The sequence below is a fragment of the Streptomyces triticisoli genome (assembly GCF_003270085.1).
GTDB lineage: Bacteria > Actinomycetota > Actinomycetes > Streptomycetales > Streptomycetaceae > Streptomyces > Streptomyces triticisoli.
Map to the genome: position 1 here is coordinate 1 of NZ_QFDQ01000080.1, position 17787 is coordinate 17787.

Consider the following 17787-nt stretch of genomic DNA (forward strand, 5'->3'; position numbering starts at 1 on the left):
TGTTTCCGACTCTACCAGATCCTTTTCCGACCTGATCCCCAGTCAGCGGGGTTTGTCATCACGGCCGTTGGGCCGTTCCGACGTTTCAAACCTTAGCGGATCCTCTCGGCGATTCCCAATCGGACCCTCGGGGTTCCGGCTCGGAATCGACGAGCCCCACCGGTGAATTGAATTTCGGGCACGCCGAAAACAACCCGTCTGGGAGATCGTGCTTGTGGTTTGGGTGCCGCTTGTGCGGCGGGAGGTGCTGCCGTAGAACCGTTACGCCTCTGCGGCAACCCGAAGAACGTTACGGATCCGGCCGGGGACTGTCAAGTGCCCTCGGTCAAGATTTTCAGTCGAGGTCGCTGAGCCGCCCGCCGGCGTCCGGCTGGGCGTGCTCAACGCGGCGGAGCAGCCTGATCAGGGCCTCGCCGAGGGCCGTGCGCTCCGCCGGAGACAGGTCCTGCAGGAGGTCGCCCTCGAAGACCGTGGCCAGGCGCATGGCCTCGAGCCACTTCTCACGGCCGGCGGGGGTCAGCTCCACGATGACACGGACGCGGTTGGACTCGTCGCGCTCCCGGGTGACCAGGCCCTCGGCAACCATCCGGTCGATGCGGTGGGTCATCGCGGCCGGAGTCAGGCCGAGGCGCTTGGCGAGGTCGCTCGGGCCCATGCGGTAGGGGGCGCCGGACAGGACGAGGGCCTTGAGGACCTCCCAGTCGGCGTTGGTGATGCCGAGCTCGGCGGTCTGCCGGCCGTAGGCGACGTTCATCCGGCGGTTGAGCCGGGACAGCGCGGAGACGATCTGCTCGACCTGGGGGTCGAGGTCCTGGAACTCGCGCTGGTAAGCGGCGATCTGCTCTTCGAGTGCTGGTTCAGCACCGGTGCCGGTGCCGGGAGTGTCGCCCATGGGCGCAGTATGGCACGCCTCGGCTTGGCATCGAAGTCCTTCGAGATGTATTCTTCAGCGTCGAAATTTAGCTTCTAAGTCTTCAGCTCTAACTGCTGAGCACTTCAACCATCCACCAAGAGAGACAAGAGAGCAAGAAAGAGGTGAACGTGACCAGGGCGATGGGCGCAGCGATGCGCCGGATCCACGTGGGCAGCGCACTCAGCGCGTTCGGGCTCGGCTTCACCGTCCCCTACCTGTACGTCTATGTGGCGCAGGTGCGGGGGCTGGGAGCCATGACGGCGGGGCTCGTCCTCGCCGTCTTTGCCGTGGCCGCACTGATCGTGCTGCCGTTCGCCGGCCGGGCGATCGTGCTGCGTGGCCCGCTGCCGGTCCTGCTCGCCGCCCTGGTCACGGCCGCGCTGGGCGCGCTGAGCCTGGGGCTGGCGGCGGGTGCCGGAGCCGTACTGCTGTCGGCGGCGGCGCTCGGCGCGGGGCAGGCCGTGATGCAGCCGGCGCTGGCGACGATGATCGTGGACTGCTCGACGGACCGGACGCGGTCGCGGGCGTTCGCGACGCAGTTCTTCCTGCAGAACCTGGGGCTGGGTGTGGGCGGCCTCATCGGGGGTTACCTCGTCGACACCACTCGGGTTTCCTCCTTCACTCTGCTGTTCACGATCGAGGCGGCGGTGTTCCTGACGCTGGTCGTGCTGATGTCGACGGTGCGGATGCCGCGCTCGCCGCGGGTCGGGGACGCGTCGGCGGGGGCCGAGGGGTCGGCGAAGACCGGCTGGAGGCAGTTGCTCGGGAACCGGGCCATGGTGCAGCTGTGCGTGCTGGGCTTTGTACTGTTCTTCACCTGCTACGGGCAGTTCGAGTCGGGGCTGAGCGCGTACGGCGTGGAGGCCGCCGGTATCTCGACGTCGATGCTGGGGACCGCGCTGGCCGCGAACACGTTGGTGATCGTGGTGGCGCAGTTCGCCGTGCTGAAGTTCGTCGAGCGGCGGAGGCGGTCGCGGGTGATCGCGGCGGTCGGGCTGATCTGGGCGCTCGCGTGGGCCTCGGCGGCGTATGCGGGGCTCGGGCACGGCAGCCATGTGATGGCCACGGCCGCGTTCGTGTCGACGTACGCGTTGTTCGGGCTCGGTGAGGCGATGCTGTCGCCGACGGTCGCGCCGCTGGTGGCGGATCTGGCGCCGGACGGGATGGCGGGGCAGTACAACTCGGCTTTCGCCCTGGTGAAGCAGTTGGCGCTGGCGCTGGGGCCGGCGGTGGGTGGGCCGCTGGGGGCCTCGCTGCCTGGGCCGTACGTGGTGACGTTTCTGGTGTTCTCGCTGTTGATCAGCGTGCTCGCGCTGCGGTTGGGGCGGGGGTTGACCCTGGTTCAGGACCATCCGTGGGCCGTGCGGAGCCGGGTGGTTGCGCGGGGTGGAGCGGTGACGGGGGCGGTGGCTGCGGAGGCGTGACCTCCGTCCGTGCTTCGCCCACCCGCCCGCCCGTCGCGAAACGACCGTCACCGGCTCCCCGTCCGTCCCTCCCCCCGCGGGAGCGTGAACTCGCACCAGACTGCCTTGCCGCCGCCCGGGGTTCTGCGGGAGCCCCAGTTGGTGGCGATCGTGGCGATGATGGCGATGCCGCGGCCGGACTCGTCGGCGGGGGTGGCGCGGCGGCGGCGGGGGAGGTGGTCGTCGCCGTCGGTGACCTCGATGATGAGGCGGCGGTCGGTGCGGCGCAGGCGCAGGCGCATGGGCGGGGTGCCGTGCTGGAGGGAGTTGGCGACCAGTTCGCTCGCGGCGAGGACGCCCAGGTCGTGCAGGTCGGGCGGGAAGCGCCAGCTGGTGAGGACGCCGGAGGCGAACGCACGCGCGCGTGGGGCCGCTTCCACTCCGCCGAGCAGTTCGAGGGCCGCGTTGCGGAAGAGCTCGCTGTCCGGGCCGGTGCGGGCGGGGTGCTGGAGGACGAGGACGGCCACGTCGTCGTCGTGGTCGGCCTGGACGCCGGCCGAGCGGACCAGGCGGTCGCAGATCACCTGGGGGGTGCCGGTGGCGCCGGCCAGGGCGCGGCCCAGGGAGGCGATGCCCTCGTCGAGGTCCTCGTCGCGGCGTTCCACCAGGCCGTCGGTGTAGAGGACCGCCGTGGAGCCGGGGCCCAGGGGAACCGAGCCGGAGGCGTGCACCCAGCCGCCGGTGCCGAGCGGCGGGCCGGTGGGTTCGTCGGCGCGCTGGACGGTGCCGCTCTCGTCGCGGACGAGAATCGGCAGGTGCCCGGCGGAGGCGTACACCAGCCGGCCCTCGTTGGGGTCGTGCACGGCGTAGACGCAGGTCGCGATCTGGTTGGCGTCGATCTCCATGGCGAGGCCGTCGAGGAGCTGGAGCACCTCGTGCGGGGGGAGGTCCAGGCGGGCGTACGCCCGGACCGCGGTGCGGAGTTGGCCCATGACCGCGGCCGCCCGCACTCCGCGTCCCATCACGTCGCCGATGACCAGGGCCGTGCGGCCGCCGCCGAGGGTGATGACGTCGTACCAGTCGCCGCCGACCGCGGCTTCCGTGCCGCCCGGCTGGTAGGTGGCGGCGATGCGCAGGTCGTCGGGCTGCTCCAGGACCTGGGGGAGGAGTGAGCGCTGGAGGGTGACCGCGGTCTCGCGCTGCCGGCGTTCGCTGGCGCGCAGCCGTTCGGCGGCCTCGGCGTGGTCGGTGACGTCGGTGGCGAAGACCAGCACGCCGGTGCCCTCGGTGTGGTGGTCGCCTTCGGCGACCGGCGTGCACGTGAACGTGTACGAGCGGCCGTCGACGGCCTTGCGGGACTTCAGCGTGCGGGGCCTGCCGCTGCGCAGGACCTGGTCGAGGAGCGGGAGCAGGCCCAGTTCGCGCAGTTCGGGCAGGGCCTCGCGGGCGGGTGCGCCGAGGGGGCGTACGCCGAAGGCCGCCGCGTAGGCGTCGTTGACGTAGTCGATGCGGTGGTCGGGGCCGTGGACGAGGGCGACGAGGGCCGGGACGCGGTCGAGGACCTCGCGCGCGGGGAGCGCGTCGACGGCGGGCACCGGTACTGGCTCGTCGGTCAGTTGTTCGGCGCGGGCCGCGGGCACGGAGCCGTCCGCCCGGCGGGCCGGGAGGGCCGCGAGCTCGGTCCGCGCTGCGGCGCGGCGCTGCGTTCCGGGGATGCCGGGGAGCCGGGCGCTCCAGCGCGTGAAGTTCACGAATCCTTGCCTCGTGTCGTCGTCTCAGGCCGGCTCCGGGCCCGGCCGGGAATCTGGGGCCGCGCGGCGGTGCCGCACATTCTTACCGCCCCGGGGGTGTGTCACAGCGGGAATGCGTCATCCGTGGGACGCCGGGGCGTACGTCGAAGTTCCTCGGTCCGGTCAGGACGACCCTTTCGGGTTGATGTTCGGGTCGAGAGGATGCTTTCCACCGGCCGCGAGTTCGAACTCCGCCCTGGGATGTTCGAGCGAACCCAGAGAGACGATCTCCCGCTTGAACAGTCCCGCGAGCGTCCATTCGGCGAGCACCCGGGCCTTGCGGTTGAAGGTGGGCACCCTGCTGAGGTGGTAGGCGCGGTGCATGAACCAGGCGGGGTAGCCCTTCAGTTTGCGCCCGTAGACCTGTGCGACGCCCTTGTGCAGTCCGAGCGAGGCGACCGAGCCGGCGTATTTGTGCGCATACGTCTCAAGGGGCTCGCCGCGCAGGGAGTGGCCGATGTTGTCGGCCAGGAGCCTGGCCTGGCGGAGGGCGTGCTGGGCGTTGGGCGGGGTCAGGCTGCCCGGTTCGGCGGCGGTGACGTCGGGGACGGCGGCGGCGTCGCCCGCGGCCCAGGCGTGTTCGACGCCGTCGATAGTCAGCTGGGCGGTGCACTTCAGCCGCCCGCGTCCGTTGAGCGGCAGGTCGGTGGCGGCGAGGAGGGGGTGCGGTTTGACGCCGGCGGTCCACACGACCGTACGGGTCGGGAAGCGCTGCCCGTCGCTGAGGACGGCGACCCGGCCGACGCAGGACTCCAGGCGGGTGCGGAGCAGGACCTGGATGTTGCGGCGGCGCAGTTCGGTGACGGTGTAGCGGCCCATCTCCTCGCCGACCTCGGGCAGGATCCGGTCCAAGGCCTCCACGAGGATCCACTTCATGTCCGCCGGCTTGACGTTGTGGTAGTAGCGCGTGGCGTAGCGGGCCATGTCCTCCAGTTCGCCGAGTGCCTCCACGCCCGCGTAGCCGCCGCCGACGAAGACGAAGGTGAGGGCGGCGTCGCGCACTTCGGAGTCACGGGTGGAGGAGGCGATGTCCATCTGTTCGAGGACGTGGTTGCGCAGGCCGATGGCCTCCTCGACGGTCTTGAAGCCGATGCCGTAGTCGACAAGACCGGGGATGGGCAGGGTGCGCGAGACGGAGCCCGGGGCGAGGACGAGTTCGTCGTACGTCAGCTTCTCGGTGCCCCCGGTCTCCTCGGTGGCGAGAGTGGTGAGGGTCGCGGTGCGGTGCGCGTGGTCGATGGAGGTGACCTCGCCGACGATGATGCGGCACTGGTCGAGGACGCGGCGCAGGGGTACGACGACGTGTCGGGGCGAGATCGCGCCGGCGGCGGCTTCGGGCAGGAATGGCTGATAGGTCATGTAGGGGTCGGGCGTGACCACCGTGATCTCGACCTCGCCCCGCCTGAGCTCCTGTTTCATCGTCCGCTGCAGGCGCAGGGCCGTGTACATCCCGACGTAGCCGCCGCCGACAACGAGAATGCGCGCACGTTCCTTCACCATCCCATGACGCACCGGACGCAGTCGTTTGTCCACAGGCCCGGCAAATTGTGTGACCGCCGGTCGGGGCGGCGCGGGGTTGGCCGAAATACCGCTGTAGGGGGAGGGGTGCAGGTCAGCGGGTGTGGGGTGGGTGCGGAGGGGGGCACAATCCGGACGTATGCGGCTCGTGCTCCGATCGGGGGGCGCTCCGTGCGGAACCTGCCCCTTCTGAATTGACTCCCGCTCAACTATGTTCGTATGTCGACGGGGTGTGGGGGATGTGGTCGAGCGAGCCCGCGGAGTACCACCGGATCTCGGGGGCGGGCCCGGTCGTGCGCGATCTCCGCTGTGCGCATCCCGGAATCAGGGACGGGGAGAGTCTCCGGGGGGAGACGTCATTACCGGGGGATCACTTATGCACATTCAGGACACTCATTGGTCCACCGCGTCCACCGCGTCCGTCGCGGCCACCGCGTCCGCCGTCGCGCCGGCCGGCGGGGCGATGAGCACGGTGGCGGGCAACGGGCGCGGGGAGGGAACGCGGCCGGGCCGGACGACGCCGCTGCGCGTGGACGCGCAGCGCAATCTCGAGCATGTGCTGCGGGCGGCGCGCGAGGTCTTCGGCGAGCTGGGGTACGGCGCGCCGATGGAGGACGTGGCGCGGCGCGCGCGGGTCGGCGTCGGCACGGTGTACCGGCGCTTTCCGAGCAAGGACGTCCTGGTGCGGCGGATAGCCGAGGAGGAGACCTCCCGGCTGACCGACCAGGCGCGGGCCGCGCTCGGCCAGGAGGACGAGCCGTGGTCGGCGCTCTCCCGCTTCCTGCGCACGTCGGTGGCGTCCGGCGCCGGGCGGCTGCTGCCGCCGCGGGTGCTGCGGGTCGGCGTCGCCGAGGAACGCTCCGGCGGTGCCGGCCAGACGGCCGCCGCACGGCTGCCGCAGCAGCGGCCCCAGCCGGGCGGCGGGGAGCTCGGGTTCGTGCCCGACGGTGCGGCGGACGACGACGCCGGGGTGGCGGAGCTGCTCGAGGTCGTGGGGCGGCTCGTGGAGCGGGCGCGCGCGGCGGGCGAACTGCGGCCGGACGTGTCGGTGTCGGACGTACTGCTGGTCATCGCCACGGCGGCCCCCTCGCTGCCGGACGCGGCCCAGCAGGCCGCGGCGTCGGCGCGGCTGCTGGACATCCTGCTGGAGGGACTGCGCTCGCGGTCGGCGTGAGCCGGGTGCGGCTCCGGGTCCGGGTGCGCGGTCTCCTCGTACAGGTGACGGCCGGCTCCCGCGGAACGGCAAGGCCCTGCCGGCTGGTATGGCAAGGCCCTGCCGGCGGGTGAAGAAGCCTTGCTGCCGGGGCCCGGTCGGCGGGCGGTACGGCAGTCGTGGTCGGCGCTCGCGCGGTCCCTCCCCGGCGCGGGGTGCGGTGCGCGCGCAGCGCGAGTAGCGCGTGCCGGCCGTCCTCGGTGGAGCTGCCGTCGTCCGGCGCCGAACTGATCGGGCGGATGCGCGCGGTGACCGGGTACGGCGGCTGCTCCGCGGCCGCCGGCCTCGACCGCGTGTGCTCCGCCCACGGCGCCGGAGCCGGGTCGACGACCTGACGGCCGGGGTCGGCGGGGTGTCCTTCGCCGTGCCCTTCTCCATGCCCTTTCCGTGTGCACCGACAGGATGCGCCTGTGGGCTCCGGGGCGGACAGCGTCGCCGGTCCTGCCGTTCCCGTTCCCGTCCCCGCGGACCTCGTGGGCCACCGGGCCGTGTCCGCTCAGCCGCCGGAGGCCAGTGCGCTCCGCTGCGGGGCGATTCCCGCCGGTACCGCGCGGGCACGCGCGGGTGTGCCGGTCCAGCAGGTGCCGCGGCGGGAGAGCAGGCGGCGCAGCCACAGTTCCAGGGACACGAGGTCCGCGAGGCCGTCCAGCGGGAGTGGTTCGCCCTGGGCCGCCGCGCGCAGGGCCTTGCGGACCACGCGGGCCTCCACCAGGCCGGCCTCGGCGAGCAGGGGCGTGGCGAAGAGGTCCACCAGGTCGTTGACGGCCACGCGCAGGCCCGTGCGGGCGGCGGCCGCCGCCGAGGCGTGCGAGGGGGCGCCCCAGCCGGGCGGAAGATCGCCCACTCCGGCGCCCTGGAGGACCGTACGCAGGATCGCCGCCCGCGCGCCGGGCTGCACCCGCAGGGCCTCCGGCAGGGCGCGGCAGGCGCGGACGACCTGGTTGTCGAGGAACGGCATGTGCAGCCGCTGGGAGCGGATCTCGGCGGCCTGTTCCAGGACGCGCAGGTCCGCCGCCTGCCGGGCGAGGGCGGCACGCGCGCGATGGTCGCCCGGCCGCTGCCCGGGCCCCACCGCGGAACGGCTCGACGCCCCCTGCAGGCGAACCGATACTTCAGCCAGCGCCTCCCCGGTCAGCCACCGGGCCGCGGGCCCGGGTCTGGCCCAGGTGAGGGCGGCCAGCGACGCCCCCACGGCACCCTGGGGTTCGTCGAAGCGGCGGTGCAGCAGTCGCTCGGCGAGCAGGTCGAGTCCCGCGCGGTAGGGGGCCCGTGCCAGTCGTCGCGCCGCGCTGTACACGCGCGCGGGGACCATGACCGATCCGTCGGCCTTGGCGAGTGCGGCGACGGGCCGGACCAGATGGCGGCGCTTGCGGTCCATCAGCAGGTCGGCCAGGCGCGCGGGGTGGGCGTCCAGGGCCTGCCGGGCACCGTAGCCGGTGATGTGGTCGGCGCTGCCGGAGGCGAGCCGCGCCCGGTGCCGTGCCGCCGTGACCAGGGACGGGCCCGGTTCGTCGGTCAGGGGGCCGTCGAGGTCGGCGTAGGGCAGTGCGTCCTCGCTGCCGGTCACCACCACGTGGTGCAGGCGCGGGCCCGCCGCGAGTGTTCCGGCGCGCTCGAGTTCGGCCTCGCGTCCGGCAGCCGTGAGGTCGTTGAAGGTGACGGCCAGCAGGCGCTCGCCGGCTCCGGTGCCGTGGCCCAGGAGGGTGCCCGGCATGCCGGGGAGCCCTGCGGCGAGCAGGGCCAGTGTGCCCGAGGCCGGCCCCCCGGACAGGTCGGCGCCGATGCCGGGAACCGGCATCCCGCGGGCCGCGCGGCGCTCGGCGGGTCCCATGCCGGGCACCGGGCCGGGGTCGAGGTCGGGCACGTGCCGGGGCGCGGACAGCCGGGTACGGACGGCCTCCACCAGCGCGTCGCGCACCGCGGCGACCGCGCTGTCCGGGTCGGCGGGGGGCGCCGCCACCGCGAGTGAGGCGACCGGCTCGTACCCGGCGACCTCACGCGCCCCCGCGCGCAGGATCAGCGCGTGCCCCGGTGGAATGCGCCGTACGCCGTCGTACGGCGTGGAGTCGTGCAGCGCGGCCGGTACGTCGGGGGCGGCCAGCAGGGCGGCCAGGTGCCCGAAGTCGAGGTTGGCCTCGACGAGGTCGGCCAGCGGCAGCGCGGCCGTCGCGTACGCCGTGCCGCCGGCCCAGGGGGTGTGGAACACCGGGCGGGCGCCGGCGAGATCGCCGCAGACGGTGACGCGGCGGCCCACCCGCACGACGGCGGTGTAGCTGCCGGGCCAGGCGGTCAGGTGCCGCAGCGCGCCGCCGCGCGCGGCGAGCAGGCCGATCCGCAGCTGTTCGTCGGAGGCTCCGCAGGTGCCGAGCACCGCGATGCCGGTCCGGTCGTCGGCCCGCACCACCCGGATCTCGTCCGGACGCCAGTCGCCGACCGCCCACAGCGGGTCGGGATCGCCCCACAGCAGTTGGGAGCCCACCGGATGCACGGTCTGTCCGTCGTATCCGGTGGCGCCCGCGGAGCCGGTCCCGGCGGTCCCCGCGGCGGTGCTGCTCCATCCCACCAACCACCGCATCGACGCCTCCACAGCCTGTGGGCAACCAGTGCACCGCACGAACCGGTTCCCCATGCTGCCACGAAGGAGGCGTGCCGGTAGGGAGGCGGAGCCGCCTTCGGTGCACTGCGCGCGCCCCCGCACGCCTGCTCGGACGGTGGCGAACGCCCCTACCGCACAAGGCTGCTGCGGCGCGAATGCGCCCCCTGATGCGCTCCTATCAATACCCTTCGCGCCCGCAAGTTCCGTGGTGGGAGCCGCAATCCAGGGCGGAAAGCAGGGTCGATTTTCGGCCAATTCGGCATCGTGGGGACAGGCGTGCCGCACGCTCCGTACACGTCGTGCGCATCGCGCGGACAACAGACGGTCCGGGAGGCGGAGTTCGCCTCCCGGACCGTTCCGCCGCCCGCGGGGATGGAGGCGGCGGTGTCCCCCAGCCCACTGGATCCAGTACAGCGGGCCGACCCACGCAGCACCATGGAACCGCTCCCCCGGTGGCCGGAGAAGAGCGCACGGACGGGCGCACGGCCACACACCGGGAGCACACCGCAACCCTGCGTGCAGGCCCCGCACTTCCGTGCGGGCCACAATCCCGCCATCCGGAAGAATGCCCCTTAACGCTTGGGATGCGGCGAACTACGCTGGGTTTACGAATGCTGCGTGGTTATGCCAGTGCGGCAGCCGTCTGTGTCGAGGGGTGGCGCATGTCCAGGGAGCAACGCGGGCCGAACGAAAAGCTCGGCACCGTTCTCGCCCTCGCGGGAATCAGCAACGCAGGACTCGCGCGGCGCGTCAACGACCTCGGCGCCCAACGCGGGTTGACGCTTCGCTACGACAAGACCTCGGTGGCGCGCTGGGTTTCGAAGGGGATGGTGCCGCAGGGTGCGGCGCCGCACCTCATCGCCGCCGCCATCGGACAGAAACTCGGCCGCCCGGTGCCGCTCCACGAGATCGGCCTGGCGGACGCGGATCCCGCACCCGAAGTGGGCCTCGCCTTTCCCAGGGACGTCGGCCAGGCGGTGAAGTCGGCGACGGAGCTGTACCGGCTCGACCTCGCCGGCCGCCGGGCCGGCTCCGGCGGCATCTGGCAGTCACTCGCCGGATCGTTCGCGGTGAGCGCGTACGCAACACCCGCGTCACGGTGGCTGATAACCCCGGCCGACAGTTCGGTGGCGCGCGAGGCGGGCCCCGCGGAGGGCCCCGGCGCACCGGTCAAAGTCGGCCACAGCGATGTGCAGAAGCTGCGGGAGGCCGCCGAGGACGCCAGGCGCTGGGACTCCAAGTACGGAGGCGGCGACTGGCGTTCGTCGATGGTGCCGGAGTGCCTGCGGGTCGAGGCGGCGCCGCTGCTGCTCGGCTCCTACTCCGACGAGGTCGGCCGGGCCCTGTTCGGCGCGTCCGCCGAACTCACCCGTCTCGCCGGGTGGATGGCCTTCGACACCGGCCAGCAGGAGGCCGCGCAGAGGTACTACATCCAGGCGCTGCGCCTCGCGCGCGCGGCGGCCGACGTGCCACTGGGGGGCTACATCCTGGCCTCGATGTCCCTGCAGGCGACCTACCGCGGCTTCGGCGACGAAGGAGTCGACCTCGCCCAGGCCGCCCTGGAGCGCAACCGGGGCCTGGCCACCGCCCGCACCATGAGCTTCTTCCGGCTCGTCGAGGCACGCGCACACGCGCGCGCGAGTGACGCCCAGGCGGCCGGCGCCGCCCTGAAGGCGGCCGAGGGCTGGCTGGAGCGCTCCCGCGACGGCGACAGCGACCCGTCCTGGCTCGGCTTCTACGGCTACGACCGGTTCGCCGCCGACGCCGCCGAGTGCTACCGCGACCTGAAGGCCCCCCGCCAGGTCCGCCGCTTCACCGAGCACGCGCTGTCGAAGCCGACGGAGGAGTTCGTCCGCTCGCACGGCCTCAGGCTGGTCGTCTCGGCGGTCGCCGAACTGGAGTCGGGCAACCTGGACGCGGCCTGCGAGCAGGGCGTGCGGGCGGTGGAGGTCGCCGGGCGGATCTCGTCGGCGCGCACCACGGAGTACGTCAAGGACCTCCTGCACCGGCTGGAGCCCTACGGCGACGAGCCCCGTGTGGCGGAGCTGCGCGAGCGGGCGCGGCCCCTGCTGGTGGCACCTGCCTGAACCGCGCCGGACACCACGCCTCCCTCCGCGCCTCCCCCACGGTTCGCAGGCATTGTCAGTGGCACGGTGCACTATGGGTGCGGGAGGTGGAGCAGGTGCGGCCGGAGAGCGCTGACGACTGCGACGTGCTGGTGATCGGTGGCGGGATCGTCGGCCTGTCGACGGCGTACGCGATCACGCGCGCCGCGCCGGGCACGCGCGTGACCGTGCTGGAGAAGGAGCAGGGCCCGGCCCGGCACCAGACGGGACGCAACAGCGGGGTGATCCACAGCGGGGTCTACTACCGGCCGGGCTCGCTGAAGGCGCGGTACGCGATGCGGGGCGCCGCCGAGATGGTCAAGTTCTGCGCGGAGTACGACATCGCGCACGCCGTCACCGGCAAGCTGATCGTGGCGACCGCACGGGAGGAGCTGCCCCGGCTGCACGCGCTGGTGCAGCGCGGCCGGGAGAACGGCATTCCGGTGCGCGAGCTGGGCCCCGCGCAGATCGAGGAGTACGAGCCCGAGGTGCGCGGACTGGCCGCGATCCACGTCAGGACGACGGGGATCTGCGACTTCACGGCGGTGGCACGGCAGCTGGCGGACGCCTCGGGAGCGGAGATCCGGTACGGGTCGCGGGTCGTGCGGGTGGACCGGCGGCCGGAGCGGGGGGTGGCCGTACGGACCGGGCGCGGCGATGTCGTACGCGCGCGCGTGCTGGTCAACTGCGCGGGGCTGTACTGCGACGAGGTGGCGCGGCTGACCGGGGACGAGCCGGGCGTGCGGATCGTTCCGTTCCGCGGGGAGTACTACGAGCTGGCGCGGCCGGAGCTGGTGCGGGGGCTGGTGTATCCGGTGCCGGACCCGGCGTTCCCGTTCCTCGGTGTGCACCTCACGCGCGGGATCGACGGCGGTGTGCACATCGGGCCCAACGCGGTGCCGGCGCTCGCCCGCGAGGGGTACGGCTGGGGGGTCGTACGGCCCCGGGAACTGGCGGGGACGCTGAGCTGGCCCGGATCGTGGCGGATCGCGCGGCGGCACTGGCGGTACGGGGCCGGGGAGCTGCGGCGGTCGGTGTCGAAGGGGGCGTTCACCCAGGCGGTGCGCAGGCTGATGCCCGGGGTGCGTGAGGAGGACCTGGTGCCGGCGGCCGCGGGGGTGCGGGCGCAGGCGGTGCTGCGGGACGGGACGCTGGTGGACGACTTCCTGATCCGGCAGGGGGCTCGGACCGTGCACGTGCTGAACGCGCCCTCGCCCGCGGCCACCGCTTCGCTGCCGATCGGGCGGGAGGTGGCGCGCCGGGCGTTGGGTGTGCTGGCGGCGGTGGGGTGACGGCTGCGGTTGCGCGGGGGCTGACAGCCTCCTCCTCGAACTCCTCGAACTCCTCGAACTCCCCGGACTCCCCGGACTCCCCGGACTCCCCGGACTCCTCCAAGCTCTTCGAGCAGGGGGCCCCGGAAAGGCCGGTCAGTAAAATCGGTGCCACTGTGACTGACTCCCTCGACACCCCCCAGGCTCCCGCCCCCGACGAGCGGCCCCGGCACACTCCCGGTGTGTCCATCCGGCACACCAGGGCCAAGGGCGAGCCGCGCTTTCCCGACGGGCCCAGGGCCGATCCGGCCGGGTCCCACTTCGAGCGGCGCATCCGGAGCTTCCAGCCGCGCCGGAGCCGGGTGACCGCGGGGCAGGCCGACGCGCTGCAGCGGCTGTGGCCCAAGTGGGGGCTGGACATCGACGGGCAGCGGGTGATCGACCTCACCGAGCTGTTCGGGAACACCCACCCCGTCGTGCTGGAGATCGGCTTCGGAATGGGCGAGGCCACCGCCGGGATGGCGGCCGCGGACCCGGACACCAACATCCTCGCCGTCGACGTCCACACCCCCGGCCAGGGCAACCTCCTGAACCTCGCCGGCCACGACGGCCTCACCAACGTCCGGGTCGCCAACGGCGACGCCGTCATCCTGCTGCGCGAGATGCTCGCCCCCGACTCCCTGGACGGGCTGCGCGTCTACTTCCCCGACCCCTGGCCCAAGAAGCGCCACCACAAGCGGCGGCTGATCCAGCCGGAGTTCCTGACCCTGGCCGCCGCCCGGCTCCGGCCCGGGGCGCTCGTGCACTGCGCGACGGACTGGGAGCCGTACGCCGAGCAGATGCTCGACGTGCTGACCGCGCACCCGGACTTCGAGAACACCAGGCCCGACGGCGGTTTCGCGCCCCGCCCCGGTTTCCGGCCACTGACCCGTTTCGAGGAGCAGGGACTGGACAAGGGTCATGTGGTGAACGATCTGATCTTCCGCCGCGTACCGCACGGAGATCGCGCACCGCACGAAGACCCGCAACCGCAGTGACCTCGTTAGGGTCGATGCCGTGGTCGCCTTTCCCCCGTACCCGACGCATTCCCCTGCCCATCCCCCTCTTCCCCCTCATCCCCCCGGCGCCGTCTCGCGGCACGCGCACTGGTGGCAGCGGCGCTGGGTCAAGTACGGCGCCCTGATCACCCTGCTCACGCTCTCCGGGCTGGTCATCCTCGCCCTGGTGCGCCAGGAGACCGGCACCGAGGGGTTCCTCGTCGGGCTCGGGCTCGCGGTGCTGCCCGTACCGCTGCTGCTGGCCGCCTTCCGCTGGCTGGACCGGGTCGAGCCCGGCCCCTGGCGGAACACGCTGTTCGCCTTCGCGTGGGGCGCGTGCGCGGCGGCGCTCATGGCGATCGTCGCCAACAGCTTCGCCACCTACTGGATAGCCACGGCGACCGCCGACCCGTCCGGCGCGGACACCCTCGGCGCGACCGTGATAGCGCCGGTCGTGGAGGAGACCGCGAAGGCCGCCGCCATCCTGCTGATCTTCCTCTTCCGCAGACGCGACTTCACCGGCATCGTCGACGGGGTGGTCGTCGCCGGGGTGACCGCGACCGGCTTCGCGTTCACCGAGAACATCCTCTACCTCGGCACCGCCTTCGGCACCGACCAGCTCAACGGTGACGGGGGCATCGCCTCCGTCACCGCGGCGACCTTCTTCGTACGCGTCATCATGTCGCCGTTCGCGCACCCGCTGTTCACCGTGCTCACCGGCATCGGCTTCGGCATCGCCGCGCTGTCCGGGGACCGCCAGCGGGTGCGGCGCGTGCTGCTGCCCCTGGCCGGGCTGCTGCTCGCCATGGGCATGCACGCGCTGTGGAACGGCTCGACGGTCTTCGGCCCGTACGGCTTCCTCGCGGTCTACGCCGCCTTCATGGTGCCCGCGTTCGGGCTGCTGACCTGGCTGGTCATCTGGACCCGGCAGCGGGAGCTGAGGACCGTGCGCGAGGAGCTGCCCGCATACGCCGCCGCCGGCTGGCTCACCCCGGCCGAACCGCTCGCCCTCGGCTCCCTGCGGGCCCGCCGACTGGCCCGGGACCACGCCCGGCGCCACTTCGGCAAGCCCGCGGCGCGGACGGTCGCCGAGTACGAGGCGTACGCCACCTCACTGGCGTTCCTGCGGCACCGGGGCCGCAGGGGGCGGGCCGGCGCCGACTTCGCCGTACGGGAGCGGGAACTGCTGCACGAGCTGTGGCGCAGGCGGGAGGTGGCGCAGCCCGCGCTGGACCACGCGGCCAGGATGACGATGCCGGTGGTCGCGCCGCCCTGGCCGGCGTACGGGGTGCATGGGGTGTACGGGGTGCCCGTGCAGCCCCAGGGGTACGGGCCGTACGGGCAGGCCGCACCGTATCCCTCGTACAACCCGTACCGGACACAGCCGTAGGAGACCCGGCCCGGAGGCCGGTCGGCGTCTGGTCTACGCCGACGCCTGCGTCAGCTTGCCGATCTCCTCCTCCGTCAGCCGCAGCTCCGCGACCCCCAGCAGCGCCGGCAGCTGCCGCACCGTCCGCGCCGAGGCGATCGGAGCGACCACCGTCGGCTGGGCCGCGAGCCAGGCCAGGGCCACCGTGGCGACCTCGGCGTCATGGGCCCGGGCGACCTCGTCGAGGGCGGCGAGGACCTTCCGGCCGCGCTCGGTGTCCAGGTGCGTGGCGGCGCGGGGCGCCCGCGCGCTGTCCACCGTCGTACCGGGCCGGTACTTGCCGGTCAGGAAGCCGGAGGCGAGCGCGAAGTACGGGACGGCGGCCAGACCGGCCCGCTCGGCCACGCTCTGCAGCTCGCCCTCGTAGGTGTCGCGCGAGACCAGGTTGTAGTGCGGCTGGAGGGCCACGTAGCGGGCCAGGCCCTCGCGCTCGGAGAAGTCCAGGGAGGCCGTCAGCCGCTCGGCGGAGATGTTCGAGGCGGCGATGTGCCGTACCTTGCCCGCCTTCACCAGCTCGTCGAGCGCGCCGATGATCTCCTCGACGGGCACCTCCGGCTTGTCGAAGTGCGTGTAGTACAGGTCGATGCAGTCCGTGCCCAGACGCTTGAGCGAGGCGTCGGCCGCGGCCTTGATGTTGGCGGCGCTCAGCCCCGGGAAGTCGGGGTGCTGGCTGACCTTGGTGGCGATGACGACGTCGGAGCGGTTGCCGCGCGCCTTCACCCACTTGCCGATGATCGTCTCGGACTCGCCGCCCTGGTTCCCCTCGATCCACGCCGAGTAGGAGTCGGCGGTGTCGACGAAGTTGCCTCCGGCGGCCGCGTAGGCGTCCAGGACGGCGAAGGACTGCTCCTGGTCGGCGGTCCAGCCGAAGACGTTGCCGCCGAGGGCGAGCGGGAAAACCTTGAGGTCGGACGAGCCCAGTGTGCGCAGAGAAGTCATGTCCAACATCAACAACCGGGCGGAGCCGGGCATTCCGCGCCCGGCTCCGCCCGGCCGCGAAGGCTGCGCGAACAGACGTCAACGGGGACGGTCAGGGCTTCAGGGGGTGAGGGCCAGGGGCTGAAGACTCAGGGGTTGAGGCCCTTGCTGCGCAGCCACGCCATCGGGTCGATCCCGCCCGCCTGGCCGTCCGTGTGGACCTCGAAGTGCAGGTGCGGCCCGGTGACGTTGCCGGTGGCGCCCACGCGGCCGATGACGTCGCCCGTGGTGACCTTCTGCCCGACGTTGACGCTGATCGACGACTGGTGGCAGTACCACAGCTCGGTGCCGTCGTCGAGGGTGAGGATCGTCCGGTAGCCGTAGGAGCCGGCCCAGCCCGCCTCGGTGATGGTGCCGCTGTGCACCGCCTTGATCAGGGTGCCGGTGGGCGCGGCGAAGTCCAGGCCGGTGTGATAGCCGGAGGACCACATGGCGCCGGCCTGCCCGAAGGACGAGGAGATCGTGTAGGAGGAGGTCGGCAGCGTGTACTGCCTGGCCAGCTCGGCCAGCCGCGCCTCCTCGGCCTTCCTCGCGGCCTCCTCCTCCGCCTTCTTCTTCGCGGCGGCGGCCTTGGCCTCGGCCTCCTTCTGCGCCTTCGCGGCGGCCTCGTCGGCCTTCTTGGCGGCGGCGGCCTCGGCGTCCGCCAGGGCCTTGGCCTCGATCTGGGCCTGCTGCTGCTCGGCCTGCGCCATGATGCGGTTGCGCAGCACCTCACCGGCGCCGGAGGTGCCCTGCTCGGTGTCGGCCGTGGTCACGCCGACGCTGCTGAGCGCGGTCGCCGAGCCCTCGTCCTCGTCGGGGGCGGCGTCGGCGGAGTCGTCGAACAGGGAGCCCACGGAGGGCAGGTCCGGCAGCGAGATGGACACCGGCGGCTTGCTGCTGTTGGCGCTGGCCATGCCGCCCGCGCCGACGGCGGCGATCACGCCGACGCCGAGAACCGTGGAGCTGCGGGCGAGCCCGCCGCCGCGCTGCTTGGTGACGCGGTGCCGACCGCGCGCGGGACGGATGGACTCCGCGGTGGGGTTCCACTCCTCCCAGGGGCCCTCGTCGGCGCGTCGGCTGCCGTAGCCGAAGGTCTCGGTGTCGTGCCGGTCCGGCACGGACGGGGCTTCTGGGGCCAGCCGGTTGGACGCCACGAAGGCGCACTCCTTTCCTTCCATCGCCTACCGGGTTAGCTGACGGGTTCGGAGGGGAAGGTCTCCTACGCGCGTCAATCAGCCGTGCTTCCACGGCGATTGCGCCCGATTCACCCCAAGTTGATGGTTCCCCGGCTCCCTTGCGGGATTCGGCGCGTGCGCACGGAGCCGCCTCTTGTGGCGGCTGGGACGACCGTGCTCTGCGTTATCGAACGTTAATAGACTCGGGGCCCGGATTCCAAGCCGTTCGGCTTGATCATTAAACCTTCTTGGCCAGAACTTACGGCCCATGAGGGGCAAAAATGGGGCGAGTTGACCACATGAGTCGACCACATGTCAGGAACCTCACGCCCCGCCACGACCTACGACGCACCCGCAAAACACTTGGGGCCGGAATC

Annotated in this window: 13 protein-coding genes and 1 riboswitch; of the genes, 7 read left to right on the forward strand and 6 right to left on the reverse strand. The window is 72.6% G+C overall.

What is annotated here, in order from left to right; translation table 11 throughout:
- Positions 1-334 precede the first annotated feature (334 nt).
- Positions 335-892 carry a MarR family winged helix-turn-helix transcriptional regulator gene (locus DEP02_RS14310; RefSeq protein WP_112467702.1) on the reverse strand — a complete coding sequence of 186 codons (558 nt, stop codon included), beginning with the start codon at positions 890-892 and terminating at the stop codon, positions 335-337.
- Between the two features lie 173 nt (positions 893-1065).
- Between DEP02_RS14310 and DEP02_RS14315 the strand changes: the two genes are divergently transcribed.
- Positions 1066-2337, forward strand: a complete 1272-nt coding sequence (locus DEP02_RS14315; RefSeq protein WP_198668441.1) for an MFS transporter — start codon at positions 1066-1068, stop codon at positions 2335-2337.
- A 47-nt stretch (positions 2338-2384) separates the two neighbouring features.
- On the opposite strand, the gene DEP02_RS14320 is transcribed toward DEP02_RS14315, so the two are convergent.
- A complete protein-coding gene (locus tag DEP02_RS14320; RefSeq protein ID WP_112467704.1) occupies positions 2385-4067 on the reverse strand; it encodes an ATP-binding SpoIIE family protein phosphatase in 1683 nt (560 codons plus the stop codon).
- 162 nt (positions 4068-4229) lie between these two features.
- Entirely contained in the window at positions 4230-5606 is a 1377-nt protein-coding gene (locus DEP02_RS14325; protein WP_112467705.1) for an NAD(P)/FAD-dependent oxidoreductase, read from the reverse strand.
- A 394-nt stretch (positions 5607-6000) separates the two neighbouring features.
- Here DEP02_RS14325 and DEP02_RS14330 point away from each other — a divergent pair, with 394 nt between their 5' ends.
- Positions 6001-6798, forward strand: a complete 798-nt coding sequence (locus tag DEP02_RS14330; protein WP_112467706.1) for a TetR/AcrR family transcriptional regulator — start codon at positions 6001-6003, stop codon at positions 6796-6798.
- Positions 6799-7037: 239 nt separating this feature from the next.
- Positions 7038-7172: a hypothetical protein gene (locus DEP02_RS35320; RefSeq protein ID WP_269809364.1), complete on the forward strand. Its 135-nt coding sequence runs from the start codon at positions 7038-7040 to the stop codon at positions 7170-7172.
- 161 nt (positions 7173-7333) lie between these two features.
- Here DEP02_RS35320 and DEP02_RS14335 read toward each other — a convergent pair whose 3' ends face one another.
- Positions 7334-9412 carry an asparagine synthase-related protein gene (locus DEP02_RS14335; RefSeq protein WP_112467707.1) on the reverse strand — a complete coding sequence of 693 codons (2079 nt, stop codon included), beginning with the start codon at positions 9410-9412 and terminating at the stop codon, positions 7334-7336.
- Positions 9413-10095: 683 nt separating this feature from the next.
- Here DEP02_RS14335 and DEP02_RS14340 point away from each other — a divergent pair.
- From DEP02_RS14340 to DEP02_RS14355, 4 genes are all read left to right on the forward strand, one after another.
- Positions 10096-11520 (forward strand): NsdA family TPR-like regulatory protein, encoded by a 1425-nt coding sequence (locus DEP02_RS14340; RefSeq protein WP_112467708.1) that lies wholly within the window; start codon positions 10096-10098, stop codon positions 11518-11520.
- 86 nt (positions 11521-11606) lie between these two features.
- Positions 11607-12830, forward strand: a complete 1224-nt coding sequence (gene lhgD / locus DEP02_RS14345) for an L-2-hydroxyglutarate dehydrogenase (RefSeq protein WP_112467719.1) — start codon at positions 11607-11609, stop codon at positions 12828-12830.
- Between the two features lie 155 nt (positions 12831-12985).
- Positions 12986-13846 (forward strand): tRNA (guanosine(46)-N7)-methyltransferase TrmB, encoded by an 861-nt coding sequence (trmB, locus tag DEP02_RS14350; RefSeq protein ID WP_112467709.1) that lies wholly within the window; start codon positions 12986-12988, stop codon positions 13844-13846.
- Positions 13847-13865: 19 nt separating this feature from the next.
- Positions 13866-15236: a PrsW family intramembrane metalloprotease gene (locus tag DEP02_RS14355; RefSeq protein WP_112467710.1), complete on the forward strand. Its 1371-nt coding sequence runs from the start codon at positions 13866-13868 to the stop codon at positions 15234-15236.
- 33 nt (positions 15237-15269) lie between these two features.
- Here DEP02_RS14355 and DEP02_RS14360 read toward each other — a convergent pair whose 3' ends face one another.
- Together DEP02_RS14360 and DEP02_RS14365 are read right to left on the reverse strand one after the other, a co-directional pair.
- Positions 15270-16214: an aldo/keto reductase gene (locus DEP02_RS14360; RefSeq protein WP_112467711.1), complete on the reverse strand. Its 945-nt coding sequence runs from the start codon at positions 16212-16214 to the stop codon at positions 15270-15272.
- A gap of 128 nt (positions 16215-16342) precedes the next feature.
- Positions 16343-17389 (reverse strand): M23 family metallopeptidase, encoded by a 1047-nt coding sequence (locus DEP02_RS14365; RefSeq protein ID WP_112467712.1) that lies wholly within the window; start codon positions 17387-17389, stop codon positions 16343-16345.
- Positions 17390-17398: 9 nt separating this feature from the next.
- A riboswitch (cyclic di-AMP (ydaO/yuaA leader) is annotated at positions 17399-17554 on the reverse strand.
- Positions 17555-17787: the final 233 nt, after the last annotated feature.